Here is a 20447-nt window from a genome sequence, read left to right as displayed (position 1 = left end):
CTCCCTACCAAAATCAGGCCACAAAGCAATCGACAGTGAGGCGGAAGGACGCTATTGCCCTTCGTTCAAACACCAAACATGCCTAAATACGCCAAGACCGGAACCGATCATGCTCAATAGCTTGCGAAATGCCGCTGGAACCTGGGTTGCGAAGCTTTTGCTTCTCATGTTGGTCGTGAGCTTTGCCGTTTGGGGCATTTCCGGGGAAATGATGAGTGGCGGTGGCGGCAACAAGGTGCTGACTGCCGGCGGCACATCGGTCTCCGTCAACGAGTACCGTCTTGCCTATGACCGGCAGATCAATGCGCTGTCGCAGCAATTCGGCCAGCGCATCACCCGCGAGCAGGCAACCGCATTCGGCATAGACAACCAGGTTCTGGCGCAGCTCGTTGCCGGCGCAGTGCTGGACGAACAGGCCCGAAAGATGGGCCTCGGCCTGTCGAAGGACCGGCTTGCAGCCCTGACTGCCGAGGATACGGCCTTCCAGGGACCGGACGGCCGCTTCAACCGCCAGCAGTTCGACTATGTGCTGCGCCAGGTCGGCATGCGACCGGACGACTATTTCGCTTCGCGGGGCCAAGTGGCGATCCGCCAGCAGATCGTCGAGGCGGTGTCTGACGGCATGAAGGCGCCGGATACGTTCCTGCGCGCCTATGCGCTCTACCAGGGCGAGGATCGTACGGTCGACTATCTATCTCTGCCCAAGTCGCTGGTCGAGCCGATCGCCGCTCCGTCGCAGGATGTGCTGGCGAAATGGTTCGAAGAAAACAAGAAGACCTATGCAGCGCCCGAATACCGCAAGTTTTCCTACGTAAAACTCGAACCTGCCGACATTGCCGACGAGGCATCGGTGGGCGACGATCAAATTCGCGAGGATTACGAGAAGAACAAGGCGCGCTACACCACGCCGGAAACCCGGACCATCGAGCAGCTTGTCTTCAAGACGCCTGAGGCGGCGAATGCAGCGCTTGATTCGATCAAGGGCGGTGCGACCTTCGACAAGGTCGTGGTCGCTGAAGGAAAGACGCAGGCCGACACGCTTCTCGGCACTGTCGCCAAGGACCGGATTGCCGACAAGGCCGTCGCGGACGCCGCCTTTGCGCTGGGCGCCAACGAGGTGAGCCCGGTCGTGCAGGGTGCATTCGGCCCGGTGCTTTTGCGCGTCACCGAAATCAAGCCTGCGGTGGAAAAGCCACTCGCCGAGCTGTCGGCTGAAATTCGCAAGAACCTGGCGCTGACCGAGGCCAGCCGCGTCCTGATCCAGACGCATGACGCTTATGAGGATGCTCGTGCCAATGGCGAATCGATGAAGGAAGCCTCCGACAAGCTTAAGCTCAAGGTCGTGACCATCGACGCCATCGATCGTTCAGCCCTGCGTCCGGATGGTTCGATCGTCAACACATTGCCCCAGTCGCGCGAACTGATTCAGGCCGTCTTCCAGGCTGACGCCGGCATCGAAAACCCGCCCGTCACCATCGGCTCGAGCGGCTATGTCTTCTATGAGGTCGAAAGTGTTACCGCCGCCCGCGATCGCACGCTGGACGAGGTGCGCGAAAAAGCAGTTGCCGACTGGACCAAGCAGGAGACGGCGACGCGGCTTGCCGCCAAGGGTGCGGAATTTCAAAAGCGCCTGAAGGACGGCACGTCGCTGGATACGCTGGCAAGCGAACTGTCGCAGGAAAAGCAGACCAAGCGCGGGTTGAAGCGCGAAGCCGACGATGCCGATTTCGGCAAGCCGGGCGTCGCCGCAGCCTTTGGCGTCGGCGAAAACGGCGTCGGCGTGTTCCCGGCTCCGGCTGGAGACGCACAGATCCTGTTCAGGGTTGCCGAGGTGTTCGAGCCTGCCGGCGCAGGCGCCGATACAGTGCCGGAAGATGCGCGCAAGCAGTTTGCGGCCGGTATGTCGGATGATCTTCTCGACCAGTTGGTGGCGCGGTTGCAGACGCAGTATACCGTCGAGATCAACCGAAACGCTGTCACCCAGGCACTCGCCTTCTGACGATGACCACGCTCAAACCGCATCTCGCCAAGGTCGCCACGGGAGCGGCCCTGACTTTCGAGGAGGCCAAGGAGGCCTTCGACATCATCATGTCGGGCGATGCCACGCCCGGCCAGATCGGCGCTTTCCTGATGGCGTTGCGCGTGCGCGGCGAAACCGTCGAAGAAATCTCCGGCGCGGTCGCAACGATGCGCGAAAAGATGCTGCGGGTCGACGCTCCTGCGGGATCCATCGACATCGTCGGCACCGGCGGGGACGGTTCGCACAGCGTGAACATTTCCACCGCTTCTGCCTTCGTCATTGCCGGCTGCGGCGTGCCGGTGGCCAAGCACGGCAACCGTGGCCTGTCCTCACAGACGGGCGCGGCCGACGTGCTGATGGCGCTTGGCGTGAAGATCGACCTGACGCCCGAGGCGATCGGCAACTGCATTCATGAAGTCGGCGTCGGCTTCATGTTCGCGCCGGCGCATCACCCCGCGATGCGCCATGTCGGACCTACGCGCGTCGAACTCGGCACCCGCACGATCTTCAACATCCTTGGCCCCCTTTCCAACCCGGCCGGCGTCACCCGCCAGATGGTCGGCGTGTTTGCAGCGGAGTGGGTGGAACCGGTTGCCGAGACGCTGAAAGCACTGGGCGCGGAAAATGCCTGGGTGGTTTATGGCGACGGCTTTGACGAGATCACAGCGACCGGCGAAACCAATGTGGCGGAACTGGCGGACGGCAAGCTGAGGAGCTTTGTGGTGACGCCTGAGCAATTCGGCCTCAAGCGGCATATCAAGGATGATCTGCGCGGCGGCGATGCGGCCTTCAACGCCAAGGCGCTGCGGGATATGCTGTCGGGAGCGCCCGGTGCCTATCGCGACACGGTGCTGATGAATGCAGGTGCCGGCCTGGTCGTTGCCAGCAAGGCCGCAACGCTGGCGGACGGCGTGAAAGCTGCCGCGGCGGCAATCGACAATGGCCAAGCGCTCGGTGTTCTCGACGCGCTGGTAAGAGTTTCGAACGGATAGAACATGGCCGATATTCTAACCAGGATCGAGGCCTACAAGCGCGATGAGATCGCAGCCGCCAAGGCCAGCACACCGCTTGCAGAACTCAAGGCACGCGCCCGCGACGCAGAGGCACCGCGCGGCTTTCAGGCTGCCTTGCAGGCCAAGCGCGATGCCGGCGGCTTCGCGCTGATCGCCGAAATCAAGAAGGCAAGCCCGTCCAAGGGCTTGATTCGGCCCGATTTCGACCCGCCGGCGCTGGCACAAGCTTATGAACAAGGCGGCGCGGCCTGCCTTTCAGTGCTGACCGACACGCCGTCGTTCCAAGGCGCCCCGGAATTCCTGACCAAAGCGCGCGCGGCCTGCAAACTACCGGCCCTGCGCAAGGATTTCATGTTCGAGCCTTATCAGGTCTATGAAGCACGCGCCTGGGGCGCGGATGCCATTCTGATCATCATGGCCAGCCTGACGGACGACGATGCCAAGGCACTGGAAGATGCGGCCTTCGAACTCGGCATGGACGTTCTGATCGAAGTGCATGACGAGGCTGAGACAGAGCGGGCACTGAAACTGTCCTCGCAACTGGTTGGCATTAACAACCGCAACCTGCGGACCTTCGAGACAAGCCTTGAGACGTCGGAAAGATTGTCGTCACTGGTGCCCGATGACCGCTTGCTGGTCGGCGAAAGTGGGATCTTTACCCACGAGGATTGCCGGCGGCTGGAACGTTTCGGCATCGGCACATTCCTGGTCGGTGAGAGCCTGATGCGGCAGCAGGACGTGGCAGCGGCAACGCGTGCGCTGCTGACTGGCAAGGCCGCGCAAGCGGTAAATGGCTAGGCCATGAGCGGCAAACCCGCCCTCACCCATCTCGGCGTCGAAGGCCAGGCGCATATGGTCGATGTCGGCGAAAAGGCTGAAACAGAGCGCACGGCGATCGCCGAGGGCTTTGTCACCATGTTGCCCGAAACGCTGAAACTGATCCGCGAGGGCAACGCCAAGAAGGGCGATGTTCTTGGCACTGCGCGCATCGCCGGCATCATGGCGGCCAAGCGGGCACATGAGCTGATCCCGCTCTGCCACCCGCTGCTCCTAACCAAGGTTTCGGTCGACATCGAAGCTGACGATTCCCTGCCCGGCCTGCGCGTGACCGCACTTGCCCGCGTCACCGGCAAGACCGGTGTCGAAATGGAAGCGCTGACGGCGGCTTCCGTCGCCTGCCTGACCATCTACGACATGGCCAAGGCCGTCGATCGCGGCATGGTCATTTCCGGCATCAGGCTGGTCCAGAAGACCGGCGGCAAATCCGGCGACTACCGGGTGGACGCATAGATGGCACTCCTTCCGGTCGCCGAGGCCCTACAGCGACTGCTAGATGGCGCCGGTCCCGGCAACGCGGAATCCGTAGCGTTGGCCGAGGCTGCCGAGCGCGTGCTGGCCGAACCTGTACGAGCGCTGCGCACGCAACCGCCGTTCGACGCATCGGCCATGGATGGATATGCGGTGCGCAGTGCTGACGTCGCCAATGTCCCGGCAACGCTGCACGTTATCGGCGAAGCTCCGGCTGGGCGGCGCTTTGCCGGCAAAGTAGAGCCGGGTCAGGCCGTCCGCATCTTCACGGGAGCGCCGATGCCGGATGGTGTCGATACCATCGTCATTCAGGAGAACACCCGAAAGCTCGATGGCAGAACCGTAGAGGTCACCGAAACGGTGGATGCCGGTCGCCACATAAGGCGCCGGGGCCTCGATTTTTCCACAGGCGACCTGCTGCTGGACAAAGGCAGGGTCCTGGACGCGGGTGCGCTTTCGCTTGCAGCCTCGGCCAACCACCCTCGCCTTCCCGTCGTGAAAAAGCCGCTGCTGGCGATCATCGCCACCGGCGACGAGCTTTTGCCGCCGGGCAGCGAACCAGGCCCCGACCAGATCATCGCCTCGAACAGCTTCGGCGTGGCAGCGATCGCCGAATCGGTTGGCGCAAGGGTGCTCGACCTCGGCATCGCGCCCGATCGCAAGGAGGCCATCGCGGCGCTGATCAAGCGAGCCATGGAGGCCGGCGCAGACGTGATCGTGACTCTGGGCGGCGCATCCGTCGGCGATCACGACTTCATCCACGACGTTTTGACCAGCGAAGGCGTAAAGCTCGATTTCTGGAAGATCGCTATGCGGCCCGGCAAGCCGCTGATGTTCGGCCGACTCGGGCACACCCGCTGCATCGGCTTGCCCGGAAATCCGGTGGCGAGTCTTGTCTGCTCGCATCTGTTCCTGAAGCCGCTGCTGTCGCGACTTGGCGGGCGGCACCATGTGTCTGATATCCATGAGGCTTTCCTCGGCGCAGCAATGCAGGCCAACGATCTGCGCCAGGATTATGTGCGCGCCGTTCTTCGAGACGACGATGCCGGGCTCGTAGCGACGCCGTTCGAGATCCAGGATTCCTCAATGCTGAGGACATTCACCGAGGCCAATGCGTTGATCATCCGCGAACCTTTTGCGCCGGCGGCCGAGGCTGGTGCGCCATGCACCGTCCTGAGGATTCGCTAGGTCAGGCCTATCGATCGGCACATATCCGATCGACTGGTTCCAATATCGGCGCGTTCGCGTATTGTTTCCAGTACCTTAAGATATTCATTAAAATTTAAACGGTTGCAGAACACAAATGGAACAGATAGTGTTTGTTCTGGTTTTGTTTTTGGTTTGATTCTTCGGGGGTGGCCATGCTGACGCGCAAGCAACACGAGCTTCTAATGTTCATCCACGAGAGGATGAAAGAAGCGGGAATCCCGCCTTCCTTCGATGAAATGAAGGAAGCGCTCGATCTGGCATCGAAATCCGGCATCCACAGGTTGATCACTGCTCTTGAAGAGCGCGGGTTCATTCGCCGGCTACCGAATCGCGCTCGCGCACTCGAAGTTCTCCGCCTGCCCGACTCCATGGCCCCCGGGCTGGCACCGCAGCGCGCGAAATTCTCGCCGAGCGTCATCGAGGGCAGCCTAGGTCGACGCCCCCCGGAACCTGCGCGCGGCCCTGTAGCCGGGAATGATGATGTCGGCTCCGCCGTTTCGATCCCCGTAATGGGCCGGATCGCTGCCGGTGTGCCGATCGAAGCCATCCAGCACAAGACGCATTCAATCTCCGTGCCGCCGGAGATGATCATGGGCGGCGAGCACTATGCGCTTGAAGTCAAAGGCGATTCGATGATCGAGGCCGGTATTTTTGACGGCGACACGGTGATCATCCGCAATGCCAATACGGCAAACCCCGGCGAAATCGTCGTTGCGCTGGTAGATGAAGAGGAAGCCACGCTCAAGCGCTTCCGCCGCAAGGGCGCTTCCATTGCGCTGGAAGCCGCCAATCCAGCCTATGAAACGCGGATTTTCGGACCTGACCGTGTGAAGGTCCAGGGCAAGCTGGTGGGATTGATCCGGCGTTATTGACGACACGCGGCAGCGCCTGACTATGGTTTGGCGCTTCGCGAATTTGAGTATCTCGACTTTTTTAACTGATTGTTCGCCGGCTTACTTTCTCTCCGCTGATAAGGCGGCAGTCCTCTCGCCTCTCGAGAAAATGCTCGTTGTGTATGCCAGGGGCGGTATGGTTGTGTCAGCGCGAAACGAATTTCGGCACGACGATCCGAAATGTCGCCATAGAGATAGACGGCGGCGCTGCCGAACTTGGCCAGTTCGCGCTTGGTGACAACCAGCGGGACGGCGTCTTCGCAGACATCCTCGGCAGTCGCGTCGTCGATCACGATGAGGCTGGCATAGTCGCACGCGCGTCGCGCGGAACGCCAATCGGCAGCGTGAGCGATGATTGCGCCCGATCTGTGCGTCGCCAGACACAGACCGTTATGGCAATCGAAACCAGCAGCGAGCGAGTTCACCGGCTTTTCGCGAGATTGTCCCGACGAAACGGCCGTATCGCTTGATGCAAGGTCGGCCGCTTCAATTTCCGCGGAATCATCGAAGGACGCGTCGGTTGGTGAATTACGGCGCCCAGCCCGGCTCGACCTTTTCTTGCCGGCATCATTGATCGTATCGACCGGCTTGATCAGATATTCCGACAACAGCGCCCGCTTCCAGTTTTCGATGGTGAATTCGTTCGGCCGCGCGCGGTTGACTGCGAGATTTTCATCATCGACCGGTACGGCCACCAGTCTCGCATCTTCCGAGACGAGAATGTCTGGCGCTCGCACATCTGCCAGAAGCAGCATTCCTGCGAGCGCGAAAGGCACTGCGAGCAACCGCAGCCACGTCGAGGCCATCGTCGCAATCACCAGCGCGACGGTGAGCAATACCAGGGATCGCCCCGAAACCAGCCCGACGGCGTCGATGGGCGAGCGATCCGATATCCATTGTGAGATGACGATCATCGCCGTCAGCCCTTTGCCCATAACGTAGAAGAACGGGCCATCCAGGCCGAGCGGCATCGCCAATGAACCGGCGACAGCAAAAGGCATGACGAGGATCGATACGGCGGGCATGACGCCGAGATTGGCGAGCAGGCTGAGCGGCGAAACCCTTTGAAAATGATAGGCGCCGAATGCGGTCGTCGCGAGACCGGCGATGATCGAGGTCATGGCGAGTGCACCGACCGAGCCGATCGTGCGCTTGGTCAAACCGGCAATCAGTGACGCATTGCCCGGAGGAACAAAAGGCTTTGACCTTTGCGAACGCCTCTCCGCCCACAAGGCATAAGCGCCGACCAGAGCAGCCGTTGCCGCGAAAGACATCTGGAAGCTCGGGCCGATAACCTCATGCGGCGAAATTACAATGACGACGATGGCCGCGATCGCCAGATTGCGCATGGTCAGCGCACCGCGGTCGAACAGCAGCGCAGTCAGCATGATCGCGAGCATGATGAAGCTGCGTTGGGCCGCGACCTCGCCACCGGAGATGAAAAGATAGGAGGCAATCGCGACCAAAGCAGCGGCGGCGGCATATTTCTTGACCGGCCAGCGCGACGAAAAGCCGGGAAACAATGCGAATACCGCGCGCAATGAGCCCATCACGGTGCCGGCGACAAGCGCCATGTGCAGCCCGGAGATCGAGATGATGTGGTAGATGCCGGTGCGGCGCATCGATTCGTTGATGTCTTCGGGAATGCCGGCGCGTATGCCGACCACAAGGGCGGCTGCGATCTCGCCTTCCGGGCCGCCGATCTGACTTCTGATGCGATCCGCGATGAGGTTTCGGGCATTTTCGACCCAGATGGAAAACCGGTCACCTACCGACGGCGCTTCACCCGCCATGACGAGTTCCGGGCCGCGCAGAAAAAATCCGCTTGCGCCAATCCTGTCAAAATAGCTCTTGAAGGAAAAATCATAGCTGTCGGGCCGCACCGGCCCGGAAGGCGGCATCAGCTTGACCGCACCGCTGATTTCCGACCCGACCGCCAGCCCCGGCGGGATTTTGCGAGCCGAAACGCGAACGCGGTCCGGCGCGTAGCGCAACGTCGGCCTTGCTGTTGCCAGCACGTCGATTGTCAGTCGCACGCGGCCATTGGCCATATGGTCGATGCCTGCGACACGCCCGGTCAGTTGGGTCGAGATTTCCGAGCCGATGATCTTGGTTCCCGCACGCCATGTCTCGATCTTGGCAAGCCCCATGCCGACGACGCAGATCAACACCCCCACCGCCGCAAAACGGAGCAACTGTTGATGCGAAGGCAGCAGCAGAAGCAAAGCTGACAGGACGGCGCTGCCACCAAACATCGGCAGGAAATCCGGCTCAGCCTCGAGCCCGTAATAGATGATGGCACCGAGCGCCAGAAACACCGGAACGAGAAGAAACGGCGTGCCGCGCTCAAGTTCCAGGACGATTGCCGACGCGAAGGAGCGCGTGGCGCGTGCACGCGACGGGACAACCTGAAGCTTCCTGCGCCAGGCTGCCGGCAGAAGCGGCGGTCGAGATTTCCAAGGTGCCAGCGGTGTCGGAGCCGGTTCGGCTGATGGTAATCGCGAGGGAGGCGAAACAAGCGGCGCGTCGAGCGGATAGGCAAATTGCGCCCGCTCGCTCACCTCGCCTGTGGATGTCTCGCGCGCCATCCAGGTTTCCCCAATTCGGGGCCTGGCCGGCACGCGCGCGCCTCGCGCCGATCTCGGCTTGCCCCTGCCCCTTGCACCCCTGACCAGCCATGCTACATGAACGCTACCAAATTGCCATGCGTGCCATCTTCGGCTCTCGCCGGCCCGTCCCTGCCTTCTGGAAATCCTATGTCCGACACAGTCATTACCCGCTTCGCCCCCTCGCCCACCGGCTATTTGCATATCGGCGGCGCCCGCACGGCCCTGTTCAACTGGCTCTACGCGCGCCACACCGGCGGCACGATGCTGCTGCGCATCGAAGATACCGACCGCGAGCGTTCCACGGATGCGGCGACCGCAGCCATTCTGGACGGCCTTTCCTGGCTCGGCCTGCACTGGGAAGGCGAGCCGGTATCGCAGTTCGAGCGCGCGCCGCGCCACCGCGAGGTAGCGGAGGAACTGGTGCGCGCCGGCAAAGCCTATTATTGCTACGCCTCGCCCGAGGAGCTTACGGAAATGCGCGAAAAGGCTCGCGCCGAGGGCCGCCCGCCGCGCTACGACGGCCGCTGGCGCGACCGCGATCCTTCCGAGGCACCGGCCGGGGTGAAGGGTGCGATCCGCATCAAGGCGCCTGCCGAAGGCGAGACGATCGTGCGCGACCGCGTGCAGGGCGATGTTCGCTTTCCCAACAAGGATCTCGACGATTTCATCATCCTCCGCTCGGACGGCAACCCTACCTACATGCACGCAGTCGTGGTCGACGACCACGATATGGGCGTCACCCATATCATCCGCGGCGACGACCACCTGACCAACGCTGCGCGCCAGACGGTCATCTACAACGCCATGGGCTGGGATGTGCCTGTCATGGCGCATATCCCGCTGATCCACGGCGCGGACGGCGCCAAGCTTTCGAAACGCCACGGCGCGCTCGGCGTCGAGGCTTACCGCGCCATGGGCTACCTGCCGGCGGCGTTGCGCAACTATCTCGTCCGCCTCGGCTGGAGCCATGGCGACGATGAGGTGATGTCGCTCGACGACATGATCCGCTGGTTCGACATCGACGACGTCAACAAGGGCGCGGCGCGCTTCGATTTCCAGAAGCTGGAGGCGCTGAACGGCCTCCATATGCGCAAGATGGACGACGCAGAACTGCTCGACATCTTCATTGCGACGCTGCCTTACCTTGAGAATGCCGCGGCGATTTCCGAGGGGCTGAACGAAGACCGCAAGAAGCAGCTTCTGGCAGCACTGCCCGGCCTGAAAGAGCGCGCCAAGACATTGGTCGAGCTCGCTGACGGTGCGGCATTCCTGTTTGCCGCGCGCCCGCTTGCGATGGACGAGAAAGCTGCCGTTCTGCTCGGCGAAAAACCGCGCACGACCTTGCGTGGCGCGCTGGACGCTCTCAAAAATGTGAATGACTGGAATGCGGCCACGACAGAGGCTGCGATCCGCGAATTTGCCGTCGCCAACGAGCTGAAACTCGGCGCTGCAGCGCAGCCTTTGCGAGCCGCCTTGACCGGAAAAAGCACCTCTCCCGGCGTGTTTGACGTGCTTGCCGTGCTGGGTCGCGAAGAAAGCCTGGCACGCATTTCGGATCAAATCGATTAAGGCGTTCTGGCCTCATCGACGGGCATTGAAACCCGTCTGCTGCGGTGCAACATTAGCATCACTGCCTAACTTGGCACGCCTTGAGAAATGCGATAGCAAAAGCGCGCATTTCGATATGCCTTACATATTGCGTTGCAAGAAACCGCGTTTGACGCGGGATGGAAACGAAGGGAGTTTGCAATGACCGAATCGACAGCGAAACTGGAATTTGGCGGCAAAACCCACGAATTCAAGGTGCGAAGTGGCTCCGTCGGACCAGACGTGATCGACATCGGCGCACTCTACAAGGATACCGGCGCTTTTACCTACGACCCCGGCTTTACCTCGACGGCGAGCTGCGAGTCGGAAATCACCTTCATCGATGGCGATGAGGGCATCCTGCTGCATCGCGGCTACCCCATCGACCAGCTGGCCGAGCACGGCGACTTCCTGGAGGCCTGCTATCTACTGCTTTACGGCGAATTGCCGACCAAGGCGCAGAAGGACGACTTCGATTACCGCGTCACGCGCCACACCATGGTGCATGAGCAGATGTCACGCTTCTTCACCGGCTTCCGCCGCGACGCGCACCCGATGGCGGTGATGTGCGGTGTGGTTGGCGCACTGTCGGCCTTCTATCACGACTCGACCGACATCTCGGACCCGCACCAGCGCATGGTCGCTTCCATCCGTCTGATCGCCAAGATGCCGACCATTGCGGCCATGGCCTACAAATACCACATCGGCCAGCCCTTCATTTACCCGAAGAACGAGCTGAATTTCGCGGCCAACTTCCTACATATGTGTTTCGCGGTGCCGTGCGAGGAATACAAGGTCAATCCGGTGTTGGCGCGCGCCATGGAGCGCATCTTTATCCTGCACGCCGACCACGAGCAGAACGCCTCTACCTCGACCGTTCGCCTCGCCGGCTCTTCGGGCGCCAATCCCTTCGCCTGCATCGCTGCCGGCATTGCCTGCCTGTGGGGTCCTGCACATGGCGGCGCCAACGAAGCTGCGCTCAACATGCTGGCCGAGATCGGCCATGTCGATCGCATCCCCGAATTCATCGCCCGCGCCAAGGACAAGAACGATCCGTTCCGCCTGATGGGCTTTGGCCACCGCGTCTACAAGAACTACGATCCGCGCGCCAAGATCATGCAGAAGACGACGCACGAGGTTCTGGGCGAGCTCGGCATCAAGGACGATCCGATGCTCGACGTGGCGATGGAGCTGGAAAAGATTGCCCTGACCGACAGCTATTTCATCGAGAAGAAGCTCTATCCGAACATCGACTTCTATTCCGGCATTACGCTGAAGGCGCTCGGCTTCCCCACCACCATGTTCACGGTGCTGTTCGCCGTTGCACGCACGGTCGGCTGGATCGCCCAGTGGAAGGAAATGATCGAGGATCCGCACCAGAAGATCGGCCGCCCGCGCCAGCTCTATACCGGCTCGCCGGAGCGCGACTACGTGCCGATCGCCAAGCGCTGATCGTCCAGATATCCAGCATTAAAAAAGCGCCCTACCGGGCGCTTTTTATTTGGCTTTTTTTCTGGCGATCTCAGCCAGAACTACATCTGCGGCAATGTCGCCGGACGGTCGTTCGGTCGCCATGCGCTTTGCCACTTCGGCAAAACCATCCTTCTGCCAGGTCCGGAATGCGGTATCCGAAAACAGCGCCTCGATATGCCGGGCGAGGTTTTGCGGCCGAACATACTTGTCGTAGAATTCCGGCACGATGGGTCGATCAGCAATAAGATTTGGCAGAAGTGCCGACCACACCGTGACCATGCTTAGTATCAAACGCGCGATAGCGTCGAGCTTGTAGCTGGACACCATCGGCACGCCTGAGAGCGCAAGTTCCAGTGAAACTGTTCCGGATGCTATCAAGGCAGCGTCGGCTTCAGCGAATGCCCGCCATTTTCCGGCCGGATCGAGAATGATTTCGGGCTGCTGTTCCCAGCCGGCGACCGAAGCTTTCACCATATCCGCAGCATGCGGAACCGTCGGCAGCAGGATGCGCAATTTATGGCCACGCGCACGCAATGCAGAGACGGTCTGGCCGAAAGGCTCGATGAGCCCCTTCACCTCACCCCTTCGTGAACCGGGAAGAAGCAGCAGTGTCTTTTCGCGACCGTCCGAAAGATCGCGCGGATGCGCCTGCGCGCTGGCGGTTGCCTGAACGTTGGGGTCCTGCGTCAGCCGATGCCCGACATAGGTGCCGGGCGGGCCACCGAGGCGTTCAAGTTCGGCAGTTTCGAAAGGCAGGATGCACAGCACATGATCGACATGTGGCCGCATGGCGCGTGCCCTGCCCGGCCGCCAGGCCCAGACGCTCGGGCAGACGTAATGGACAATCGGGATGGTCGGATCGGCCGCGCGGACTTTTTTGGTGACGCGCAAGGCAAAGTCCGGGCTGTCGATCGTGATCAGGCAATCCGGCTTTTCGGCAACGATCATCTGCGCTGTCTGGCCGATGCGCCTGTACAGACGCGGCAGGTCGCGAAGAATCGCCGTGACGCCCATTAACGCGATATCACTGCCGTCGAACAGCGGCGTCAGCCCGAGCGCCTGCAGGTGCCTGCCGCCGATGCCGACAAGCTCGATTTCACGGCCAGTCGCCTTCCGCAAGGCGTGGATGATGTCCGCACCAAGGAGGTCGCCAGACTCTTCACCGGCAACGATCGCTATCTTGAGCGGTGCAGCGGTCATTTGCCTGAACCCTTGGGTAGGCCGACGACGAAGAGGCCGAGTGCGTCTGCCCGCTCGATCATCTTTGCATAATCGAGCACCAGCGAGCCGCCTGCCTCCACACCGATGCCGGCAAGGCCGGCCGCATGCGCGCCTTCGACTGTTGCCGGCCCGATCGTCGGCAGGTCTGCCCGCATCTCCTGGTCTGGCTTGGCGCATTTGACCAGAACGCCGCGCTTCTTGCCGGCTATGCGCCCATGGCCGCGCATACCGGCGACGCGGGCAAGGAGGCCGTCGGTGCCCTCTATGCCTTCCAGAGCGATGACACGGCCACCGATAGCAATAGCCCCCTGCCCAACGTCCAGCGCGCCGATAGTGCGCGCGGCCTCAAGTGCTGCATCCAGATCGCGCCAATCCGCCTTCAATGGAGCCGCGCGCGTCATCGCACCTTCGACCGCCAGCAGGTCAGGTACGATCTCATGCGCGCCCACGACCTTCATGCCGTAGGCCTCCAGCCCGCCGACCAATGCCTTCAAAAGCCCATTGTCGCCACGTGCAAGCCCTGTCAGGGCTCTCGGCAGGATCGCAAGGAGTGCGAGGCGCGGTTTGATCTTGCGCCATTCAGGACGGCGCGCGATGCCCCCAGCCAGAACGACATGGGAGACACCGTGGCGCTTCAGTGTCGGCACCAGCACTGCAAAGTCTTCAAGCTGAAGATACTCGTGTTCGCAGGATGTCAGCGCCGGATCCTGGTCCGCCTCACCCTCGATCATGGCCACGAATGGCGCGTGACCTACAGCCGTGAGACGTTCGGCGACATTGATCGGCAGTCTGCCGCTTCCCGCGACGATGCCGACCCTGTCGCCGGGCGCAAGCTTTATCTGGAGTTTTGGCTCAATCCTCGTCGGCGTCGTCATCGACGGCACCCTTCAGCGGCGGAACGGCATAGTGACGCTTGCCGCGCGCGCTGAGAAAATCGACGATTTTCATCGCGGTCGGAGAATCGGCGAACTCGACGCGTGCAATCTCCAGATTTTCACTGAGCGGGCGCGCGCGATCGAAAATCGTCTTGTAGGCCCGCCGAAGCGTCATGATGTCGGCCTTGGACATGCCCGACCGCCTCAGCCCGACGACGTTGAGGCCGCGCAGCTTGGCGCGATTGCCCATGGCAATCGCATAGGGAATGACATCGCCAACAAACATCGAGCCGCCGGCAAGAAACGCATTCTGGCCGATTCGGACAAACTGATGCACGGCACTCAAACCGCCGATGCCGACATTGTCGCCGATTTCGCAGTGACCGCCGAGAGTAGCGCCATTCGTCAGCGTGACGTTATTGCCGACGGTGCAGTCGTGGGCGACGTGCGAATAGGCAAGGAAGGTGCCGTTGTCGCCGACGATGGTTGCGCCGCGCGCATTGTCGGTGCCGACATGCATGGTCACGAATTCGCGGATGGTGCAGTTCTTGCCGATCGTCAGCGTGGTGCGGCCGCCCTTGTGGCTGGTGTTCTGCGGCGGTCCGCCAAGCACGGCCTGGGGCCATACGGTGCAACCCTCGCCTATGGTCGTTGCGCCGATGACCGTTACGTGGCTGACGAGCCTGACGTTTTCACCGACGACGACATCGCTCCCGATGTAACAGAGCGGGCCGATATGCGCTCCTGCGCCAATGCGGGCGCCTTCTTCAATGACGGAGGACGGATGAATGAATGTTTCAGTCTGCATGTATTCTCGCTGGTCAGGCCACGGGCGGCGACATCATCGCGGAAATTTCCGCTTCCGCTGCCTTTGCGCCGTCAACCATCGCTTCGCAAGCGAAACGCCAGATATTGCCTCTTTTTTTCAGCTTTTTCACATGGATGTGAAGGCGGTCGCCAGGCACGACGGGCCGCCGGAACTTCGCATTGTCTATGGTCATGAAATAGACGAGCGACGGCTTGTCGGTGTTCTGGCTCTTGATGCAGATTGCGCCCGCCGTTTGCGCCATCGCTTCGATGATCAACACGCCGGGCATGACCGGCTGCTCGGGGAAATGTCCCTGAAAGTGCGGTTCGTTGATGGTGACGTTCTTGATTCCGATCGCCGAATTGTCCTCATCGATCTCGATGATCCTGTCGACCAACAGGAATGGGTAGCGATGAGGCAGAAGCTTCATCAATCCCAGAATGTCCACGGCTTCGAGCGTGGTCGGGGCGTTGTCAGCCATTATGGTCTCACCCCTTCTTGGGCTTTGAGGACAATTTTCGAATTGCGGCAACGTCGCGCATGAATTCCATCATTGGCCGCGCCGGTAGACCGGCCCAGACTTCACCGGCCGGCACGTCATTCATGAAGCCGCTGGCAGCTGCAAGACGTGCGCCGCTGCCGATAGTGAGATGATCGGCCAGGCCAACACGCCCGCCCATCATCACGAAGTCGCCAATGGTAACGGAACCTGAAATGCCGCAATGTCCGGCAATGACGCAGCCACGACCGATGCGAACATTATGCGCGATCTGGACCAGATTATCGATCTTGGTGCCTTCGCCGATGACGGTGTCGGACATCGCGCCGCGGTCCACGGTGGTGTTGGCGCCGATCTCGACGTTGTCCTGGATGATGACGCGGCCGATTTGCGGAATGCGCTCCGGACCATTCGCGCCGCCGACGAAACCGAATCCTTCGCGGCCAACGCTCGCGCCGCTATGAATGACCACGCGATTACCCACGAGCGCGCACTGCACGCTGACATTCGGCCCGATGAAGCAATCCCGGCCGATCTGCACGGACCGCGCAATGACTGCGTTCGGCGCGATGATGGTGCCGCTGCCGATGGCGACATCCGCACCGATCACCGCACCCGGTTCGACAATGACGCCGGACTCGAGCCTGGCGCTAGGGTCAATATGAGCGCGGGGTGAAATGCCGGTCTCACCCGTCATGGGCGGCGGCGATGCCGCAGCCGGGAACAGCAGGCGTCCGATCTGAGCGAAGGCTGCCTGCGGCCTTGGCGTAACGAGAACAGCGACGCCAGGAGGCGCCTGGTCGGCTATATCGGGTGTGCAAAGAAGTATGGCGGCGTTGAGCGTTCTCAGCGGGCCGGCGTTCTTCCGGCCCTCGATAAAGACAAGCGCATCCTTCCCGCCCTCGCTCGCTGGAGCGATGGTGGAGATGGACGTTTTACCATAGCTGGAATCGACAAGCTCCGCGCCCGTCAGGCCGGCTATCTCAAGTGCCGTATAGCGGCGTGACGGCGCGAAGAAAACCGGATCGGACATGTGCACCTTCTCTTCCGGGCACGATGGCCCGGAAGTGTCGGCCCGCTTGATCAGAAGCGGGACGAGATACCGAAGCTGAAGTTCTGGACGTCGTCGTTATCTTGCTTGACGACTGGAACAGCGTAGTTGACGCGAAGCGGTCCGAACGGCGAAGCCCAGATAAGACCGGCACCGACCGAAGCGCGCCACTCCATGCTCTTGCCGGCAACGGTAACATCCGCAGCATCGATCTTGCTGCCGTAGAGCGTCGCCGCATCGGCAAAGACTGCGCCACGCAGACCGAAGCTCTCAGGAATGACCGGAACCGGGAACTGCGCTTCCAGAGAGGCGTTGAAATAGGTGGTGCCGCCGAGATGATCGCCTGTAGCGGCATCATACGGGCCGAAACCATCATATTCAAAGCCGCGAATCATGCGCTCGCTGCCCTTGAAGTGATCGAATATGCGCAGGCCATCGTCTCCGTAGCCTGCAATATGGCCACCGCCGACGCTGGCCAAGCCAACGATATCCATTTCTTCCGAAAGGGTCTGATAGTAGGAACCACGCCCCGTCAGCTTGACGAACTTGGCATCACCGCCGAGACCGGCAACTTCCGTCGTGAAGGTCGCATAGAGACCCGCATGCGGGTTCTTCATATCATCAATGGTGTTGTAGAGAATTGTTCCGGAAACCGACGACTTGTTCCAAGGACTTTCGGCAATGCCTTCTTGAATCGCGTTGGATATATCATCGCAGTTGTTCTTGGTCGGATCGTATTCGCCATCCGTCAAGCAACGATCACGGTATTTATATTTTTCCTGCGTGAAGTTGTAGGCAAGCTGCGTCGACAGAGCTTCTGTGATTGGCAGGCCGAAACGAATGGTCGCGCCGTTCGCCTCGCTCTCATACTTGTCGTAGGTTCGCGTCTGCCGGAAGATGTCGAAACCGGCGGCGATGCGACGGCCGAGAAAGTATGGCTCGGTGAACGAGACCATGAAGTCACGCGACTTGCTGCCGCCACCGGCAGACACCTTGATGTACTGACCACGACCGAGGAAGTTGCGCTCGGTGATGGAGCCTTCAACCGACGGGCCAGGCGTTTCGCCGCCCGACGTATAGCCGGCGCCGATCGAGAACTCGCCGGTCGACTTTTCAACAACATCGACGACGAGGACAACCTGATCAGGCTCAGCGCCAGGTGCCGTCGAGATCTCGACGGTTTCAAAGTAGTTGAGTGCTTCCAGCCGCTTCTTCGCGCGCTGGATGAGAACCTGGTTGAAGGCATCGCCTTCGCTGACGTCGAATTCGCGACGGATGACATAGTCGCGGGTGCGTGCATTGCCACGGATTTCGATGCGCTCGACATAGGTCTTCGCACCCTGATCAACGGTGTAGACAACCGAGATCGTGTGGTTTTCGAAGTTGCGGTCGCCGCGCGGCGTAACCTGAGCAAAGGCATAACCCTTGCCAGCCACATCTTCAGTCACGGCGATGATGGAATCTTCGACATTCTTGGCGCTGTAGACGGCGCCCTGCTTGGTCTTGAGCTGCGACTGGAGTTCAGCCGTATCGACTTCCGGGATCGAGCTTTCGACCGAAACGTCGCCGAACGTGTACTTCTCGCCTTCCTCAACCGTGATGTTGACGGTGTAGGTATTCGAGGCCTCGTCCAATTCGCCAGAGGCCGACACAACGCGGAAATCTGCATAACCACGGTTGTAATAGAAGCGGCGGAGCGCTTCCTCGTCGGCACGGAGACGCTGCTCGTCATAGACGTCGTCGCGCATCAGGAAGGACAGGATGGTCGACTTCTTGGTCGAGATAACATCGGCAAGGCGGCGATTGCTGAAGGCGTTGTTGCCGACAAAGTTGATCGCAGCGATCTTGGTGCGATCGCCTTCCTTGATGTCGAACACGACGTTGACGCGATTCTCGCCAAGATCCATGACCTGCGTGTTGACCACAACGTCGTTGCGGCCGATGCGGCGGTAGGATTCGCGAATCGCCTCGGCGTCCGCTTCCATGGTCTGGCTTGAGAACGTTCCGCGCGGCTTCAACTGAACCGTGCCGGAAAGCTGTGCGTCCTTGATCTTCTTGTTGCCCTGGAACAGGACCTGATTGACGACCTGCAGCTCGCTGACCTGCACCACCAGCGTGGAGCCGGCCTGATTGATGCGGACATCAGAGAAAAGGCCAGTTGCGAAAAGGCGCTTCACCGCCTCGTCGATATCGGCATTGGAAAATGCCTTGCCGGGACGGATCTGCACATAATCGCGGATCGTCTGGGCTTCGACGCGTTGATTGCCCCGCACGTCGATGCTGCTGATGACAGCCGCCGAAGCGACAGACACGGTGGCGAACTGCGCAACCACGGCCGCCGGCACTGCCAGCGACGCGGACAAAGCCACCGCAGACGCGGCGTTTAGAAAACTCGATGCTGCCTTCATAGGGCTATATAACCTTTTTCTCGAAGTCCCCACGGCGAGAAAACCGGACGTGCGGCTAATTTCCCATACCGTATTAACCGGATTTTCCCTACACGCAAGGCTTCTGGTTAATTTGCGTTTACTTAGCCATTCAGCGTGACATTCGCGTCACTCATATCGCCATTGATGGTAAACGCCGTCTCAATACCGCCCCTCATCGAGGCAAATTTCTTCATGATTTCAGCATCCAAAGAGATCGTTCCAGAACACGAACCCCATAAAGCCCAGAACCAGCAGCATGCCGAGGCGATAGAAGGCTTCCGTCACCCGCTCCGACACCGGCCGTCGGATGACGGCCTCAACTCCATAGAAAAGCAGATGCCCGCCGTCCAGTGGCGGAATCGGCAAAAGATTGAGAAAACCGATTCCGACCGACAAAAGCGCCACGAGTTGCACCAGCCATTCGAAACCGAGCTTGGCCGCCTTGCCGGCCATGTCGGCGATTTTCACCGGTCCGCCGAGCTGGCACTTGTCCTCACGCCCCACGACGAAGCGCTGAAAGAACTGGCCGGTTCGCGCGATGATGTTACCGGTCTCATAGACCGCCTCCAGCAAGGCGCCGGGCGGGCTGTAGCTGATGACACGCGGCTGACCCACCTGCTCGTTGTTGACCACGCCGATGACGCCGACCTTGACGTTGTTTCCAAGCGCGTCCTTCTGTTCCATGACTTCCGGCGTGGCATTGACGGTGACTTCCTTGCCATCACGCAGCATCACGAACTCGATCGCGTCGCCGGTGCGCCCTGAAACCAGGCGCTGGACATCCGCGAAGGTTTCCACGCGCGTGCCGCCAACCCTGACAAACCGATCGCCCGGCAGGATGCCTGCTCTTGCAGCCGGACTGTCGGGGCGCACTTCAGCGACCATCGGCTCGGCGACGAAGCGGCCATAGACGGAAAACATCACGGTAAAGACGGCAATCGTCAGCAGAAAATTGAACGCCGGCCCGGCGAATACGGTGAGAGCCCGCTTCCAGATCGGCTGGGTGTGAAAGGCTACCTTGCGTTCAGCGTCGGTGAGGTTGGCCGTCTCGGTAGAATCAGGCGCACTGGTGACATTCATGTCACCAACGAATTTGACGTATCCACCGAGCGGTATGGCCGACAGCTTCCAGCGCGTGCCGTGGCGATCATTGAAGCCAAAAAGCTCAGGTCCGAAGCCGATGGAAAAGGCCTGTACCCCTATGCCGCACCAGCGCCCGACTAGATAGTGCCCCATCTCGTGGACGAACACGACAACGGTCAAAACGAACAGGAACGGTATGATGGTGCCGACGAGCAGACTGTTCACGCCGAACACCGCAGGAAGTATCTCGCTCAAACCATGCCCCCAATGCCCTCAACAAGATTCGGCGAAGCCCGCGCCGTGAGTGTGTGATGTGAATCCGGGCGAATCCAAGGCATCGTGCCGAGCGAAGATCGCAGCGCGGCTTTT

At 60.9% G+C, this 20447-nt stretch carries 16 protein-coding genes; 8 read left to right on the top strand and 8 right to left on the bottom strand.

The features are described 5' to 3' along the window. The first annotated feature begins 109 nt into the window (after positions 1-109). From BM413_RS21840 to lexA, 6 genes are all read left to right on the top strand, one after another. Positions 110-1999 carry a peptidylprolyl isomerase gene (locus BM413_RS21840; protein ID WP_091916837.1) on the top strand — a complete coding sequence of 630 codons (1890 nt, stop codon included), beginning with the start codon at positions 110-112 and terminating at the stop codon, positions 1997-1999. A gap of 2 nt (positions 2000-2001) precedes the next feature. After that, positions 2002-3012: an anthranilate phosphoribosyltransferase gene (trpD, locus tag BM413_RS21835; protein WP_091916835.1), complete on the top strand. Its 1011-nt coding sequence runs from the start codon at positions 2002-2004 to the stop codon at positions 3010-3012. Positions 3013-3015: 3 nt separating this feature from the next. Then, on the top strand, positions 3016-3831 hold the full coding sequence (trpC, locus tag BM413_RS21830; protein WP_091916833.1) for an indole-3-glycerol phosphate synthase TrpC: 816 nt from the start codon (positions 3016-3018) through the stop codon (positions 3829-3831). A gap of 3 nt (positions 3832-3834) precedes the next feature. After that, positions 3835-4323: a cyclic pyranopterin monophosphate synthase MoaC gene (moaC, locus tag BM413_RS21825; RefSeq protein WP_091916831.1), complete on the top strand. Its 489-nt coding sequence runs from the start codon at positions 3835-3837 to the stop codon at positions 4321-4323. After that, positions 4324-5529, top strand: coding sequence for a molybdopterin molybdotransferase MoeA (gene glp, locus BM413_RS21820; protein WP_091916829.1), 1206 nt, complete (start codon positions 4324-4326; stop codon positions 5527-5529). Between the two features lie 173 nt (positions 5530-5702). Further along, the gene (lexA, locus tag BM413_RS21815; protein WP_091916877.1) at positions 5703-6422 is read left to right on the top strand and encodes a transcriptional repressor LexA; all 720 of its coding nucleotides are present in this window, start codon (positions 5703-5705) and stop codon (positions 6420-6422) included. 20 nt (positions 6423-6442) lie between these two features. On the opposite strand, the gene BM413_RS21810 is transcribed toward lexA, so the two are convergent. Continuing rightward, positions 6443-9031, bottom strand: a complete 2589-nt coding sequence (locus BM413_RS21810; protein WP_091916827.1) for a ComEC/Rec2 family competence protein — start codon at positions 9029-9031, stop codon at positions 6443-6445. A 168-nt stretch (positions 9032-9199) separates the two neighbouring features. Between BM413_RS21810 and gltX the strand changes: the two genes are divergently transcribed. Together gltX and gltA are read left to right on the top strand one after the other, a co-directional pair. Continuing rightward, on the top strand, positions 9200-10621 hold the full coding sequence (gltX, locus tag BM413_RS21805; protein WP_091916825.1) for a glutamate--tRNA ligase: 1422 nt from the start codon (positions 9200-9202) through the stop codon (positions 10619-10621). Between the two features lie 180 nt (positions 10622-10801). Further along, entirely contained in the window at positions 10802-12091 is a 1290-nt protein-coding gene (gltA, locus tag BM413_RS21800; protein ID WP_091916823.1) for a citrate synthase, read from the top strand. A gap of 45 nt (positions 12092-12136) precedes the next feature. Here the strand turns inward: gltA and lpxB are convergent, their stop codons facing one another. The 7 genes from lpxB to rseP form a co-directional block, all read right to left on the bottom strand. Next, the gene (lpxB, locus tag BM413_RS21795; protein ID WP_091916821.1) at positions 12137-13312 is read right to left on the bottom strand and encodes a lipid-A-disaccharide synthase; all 1176 of its coding nucleotides are present in this window, start codon (positions 13310-13312) and stop codon (positions 12137-12139) included. Continuing rightward, positions 13309-14208 (bottom strand): LpxI family protein, encoded by a 900-nt coding sequence (lpxI, locus tag BM413_RS21790; RefSeq protein WP_091916819.1) that lies wholly within the window; start codon positions 14206-14208, stop codon positions 13309-13311. Before lpxI ends, lpxB begins: the two co-directional genes overlap by 4 nt. After that, positions 14186-15016, bottom strand: coding sequence for an acyl-ACP--UDP-N-acetylglucosamine O-acyltransferase (lpxA, locus tag BM413_RS21785; protein ID WP_091916817.1), 831 nt, complete (start codon positions 15014-15016; stop codon positions 14186-14188). Before lpxA ends, lpxI begins: the two co-directional genes overlap by 23 nt. Positions 15017-15029: 13 nt before the next feature. Further along, positions 15030-15497: a 3-hydroxyacyl-ACP dehydratase FabZ gene (gene fabZ, locus BM413_RS21780; RefSeq protein ID WP_091916815.1), complete on the bottom strand. Its 468-nt coding sequence runs from the start codon at positions 15495-15497 to the stop codon at positions 15030-15032. A 7-nt stretch (positions 15498-15504) separates the two neighbouring features. Then, positions 15505-16548, bottom strand: coding sequence for a UDP-3-O-(3-hydroxymyristoyl)glucosamine N-acyltransferase (gene lpxD, locus BM413_RS21775; protein WP_091916813.1), 1044 nt, complete (start codon positions 16546-16548; stop codon positions 15505-15507). Positions 16549-16598: 50 nt separating this feature from the next. Further along, positions 16599-18974 carry an outer membrane protein assembly factor BamA gene (bamA, locus tag BM413_RS21770; protein ID WP_091916811.1) on the bottom strand — a complete coding sequence of 792 codons (2376 nt, stop codon included), beginning with the start codon at positions 18972-18974 and terminating at the stop codon, positions 16599-16601. A 219-nt stretch (positions 18975-19193) separates the two neighbouring features. Beyond that, positions 19194-20333: an RIP metalloprotease RseP gene (gene rseP, locus BM413_RS21765; protein ID WP_091916809.1), complete on the bottom strand. Its 1140-nt coding sequence runs from the start codon at positions 20331-20333 to the stop codon at positions 19194-19196. Positions 20334-20447 lie beyond the last annotated feature (114 nt).

Origin of the sequence: Mesorhizobium sp. YR577, assembly GCF_900116595.1 — a bacterium.
In the GTDB taxonomy this organism is placed as follows: domain Bacteria; phylum Pseudomonadota; class Alphaproteobacteria; order Rhizobiales; family Rhizobiaceae; genus Mesorhizobium_M.
This window is presented reverse-complemented; position numbering and strand designations above follow the sequence as displayed.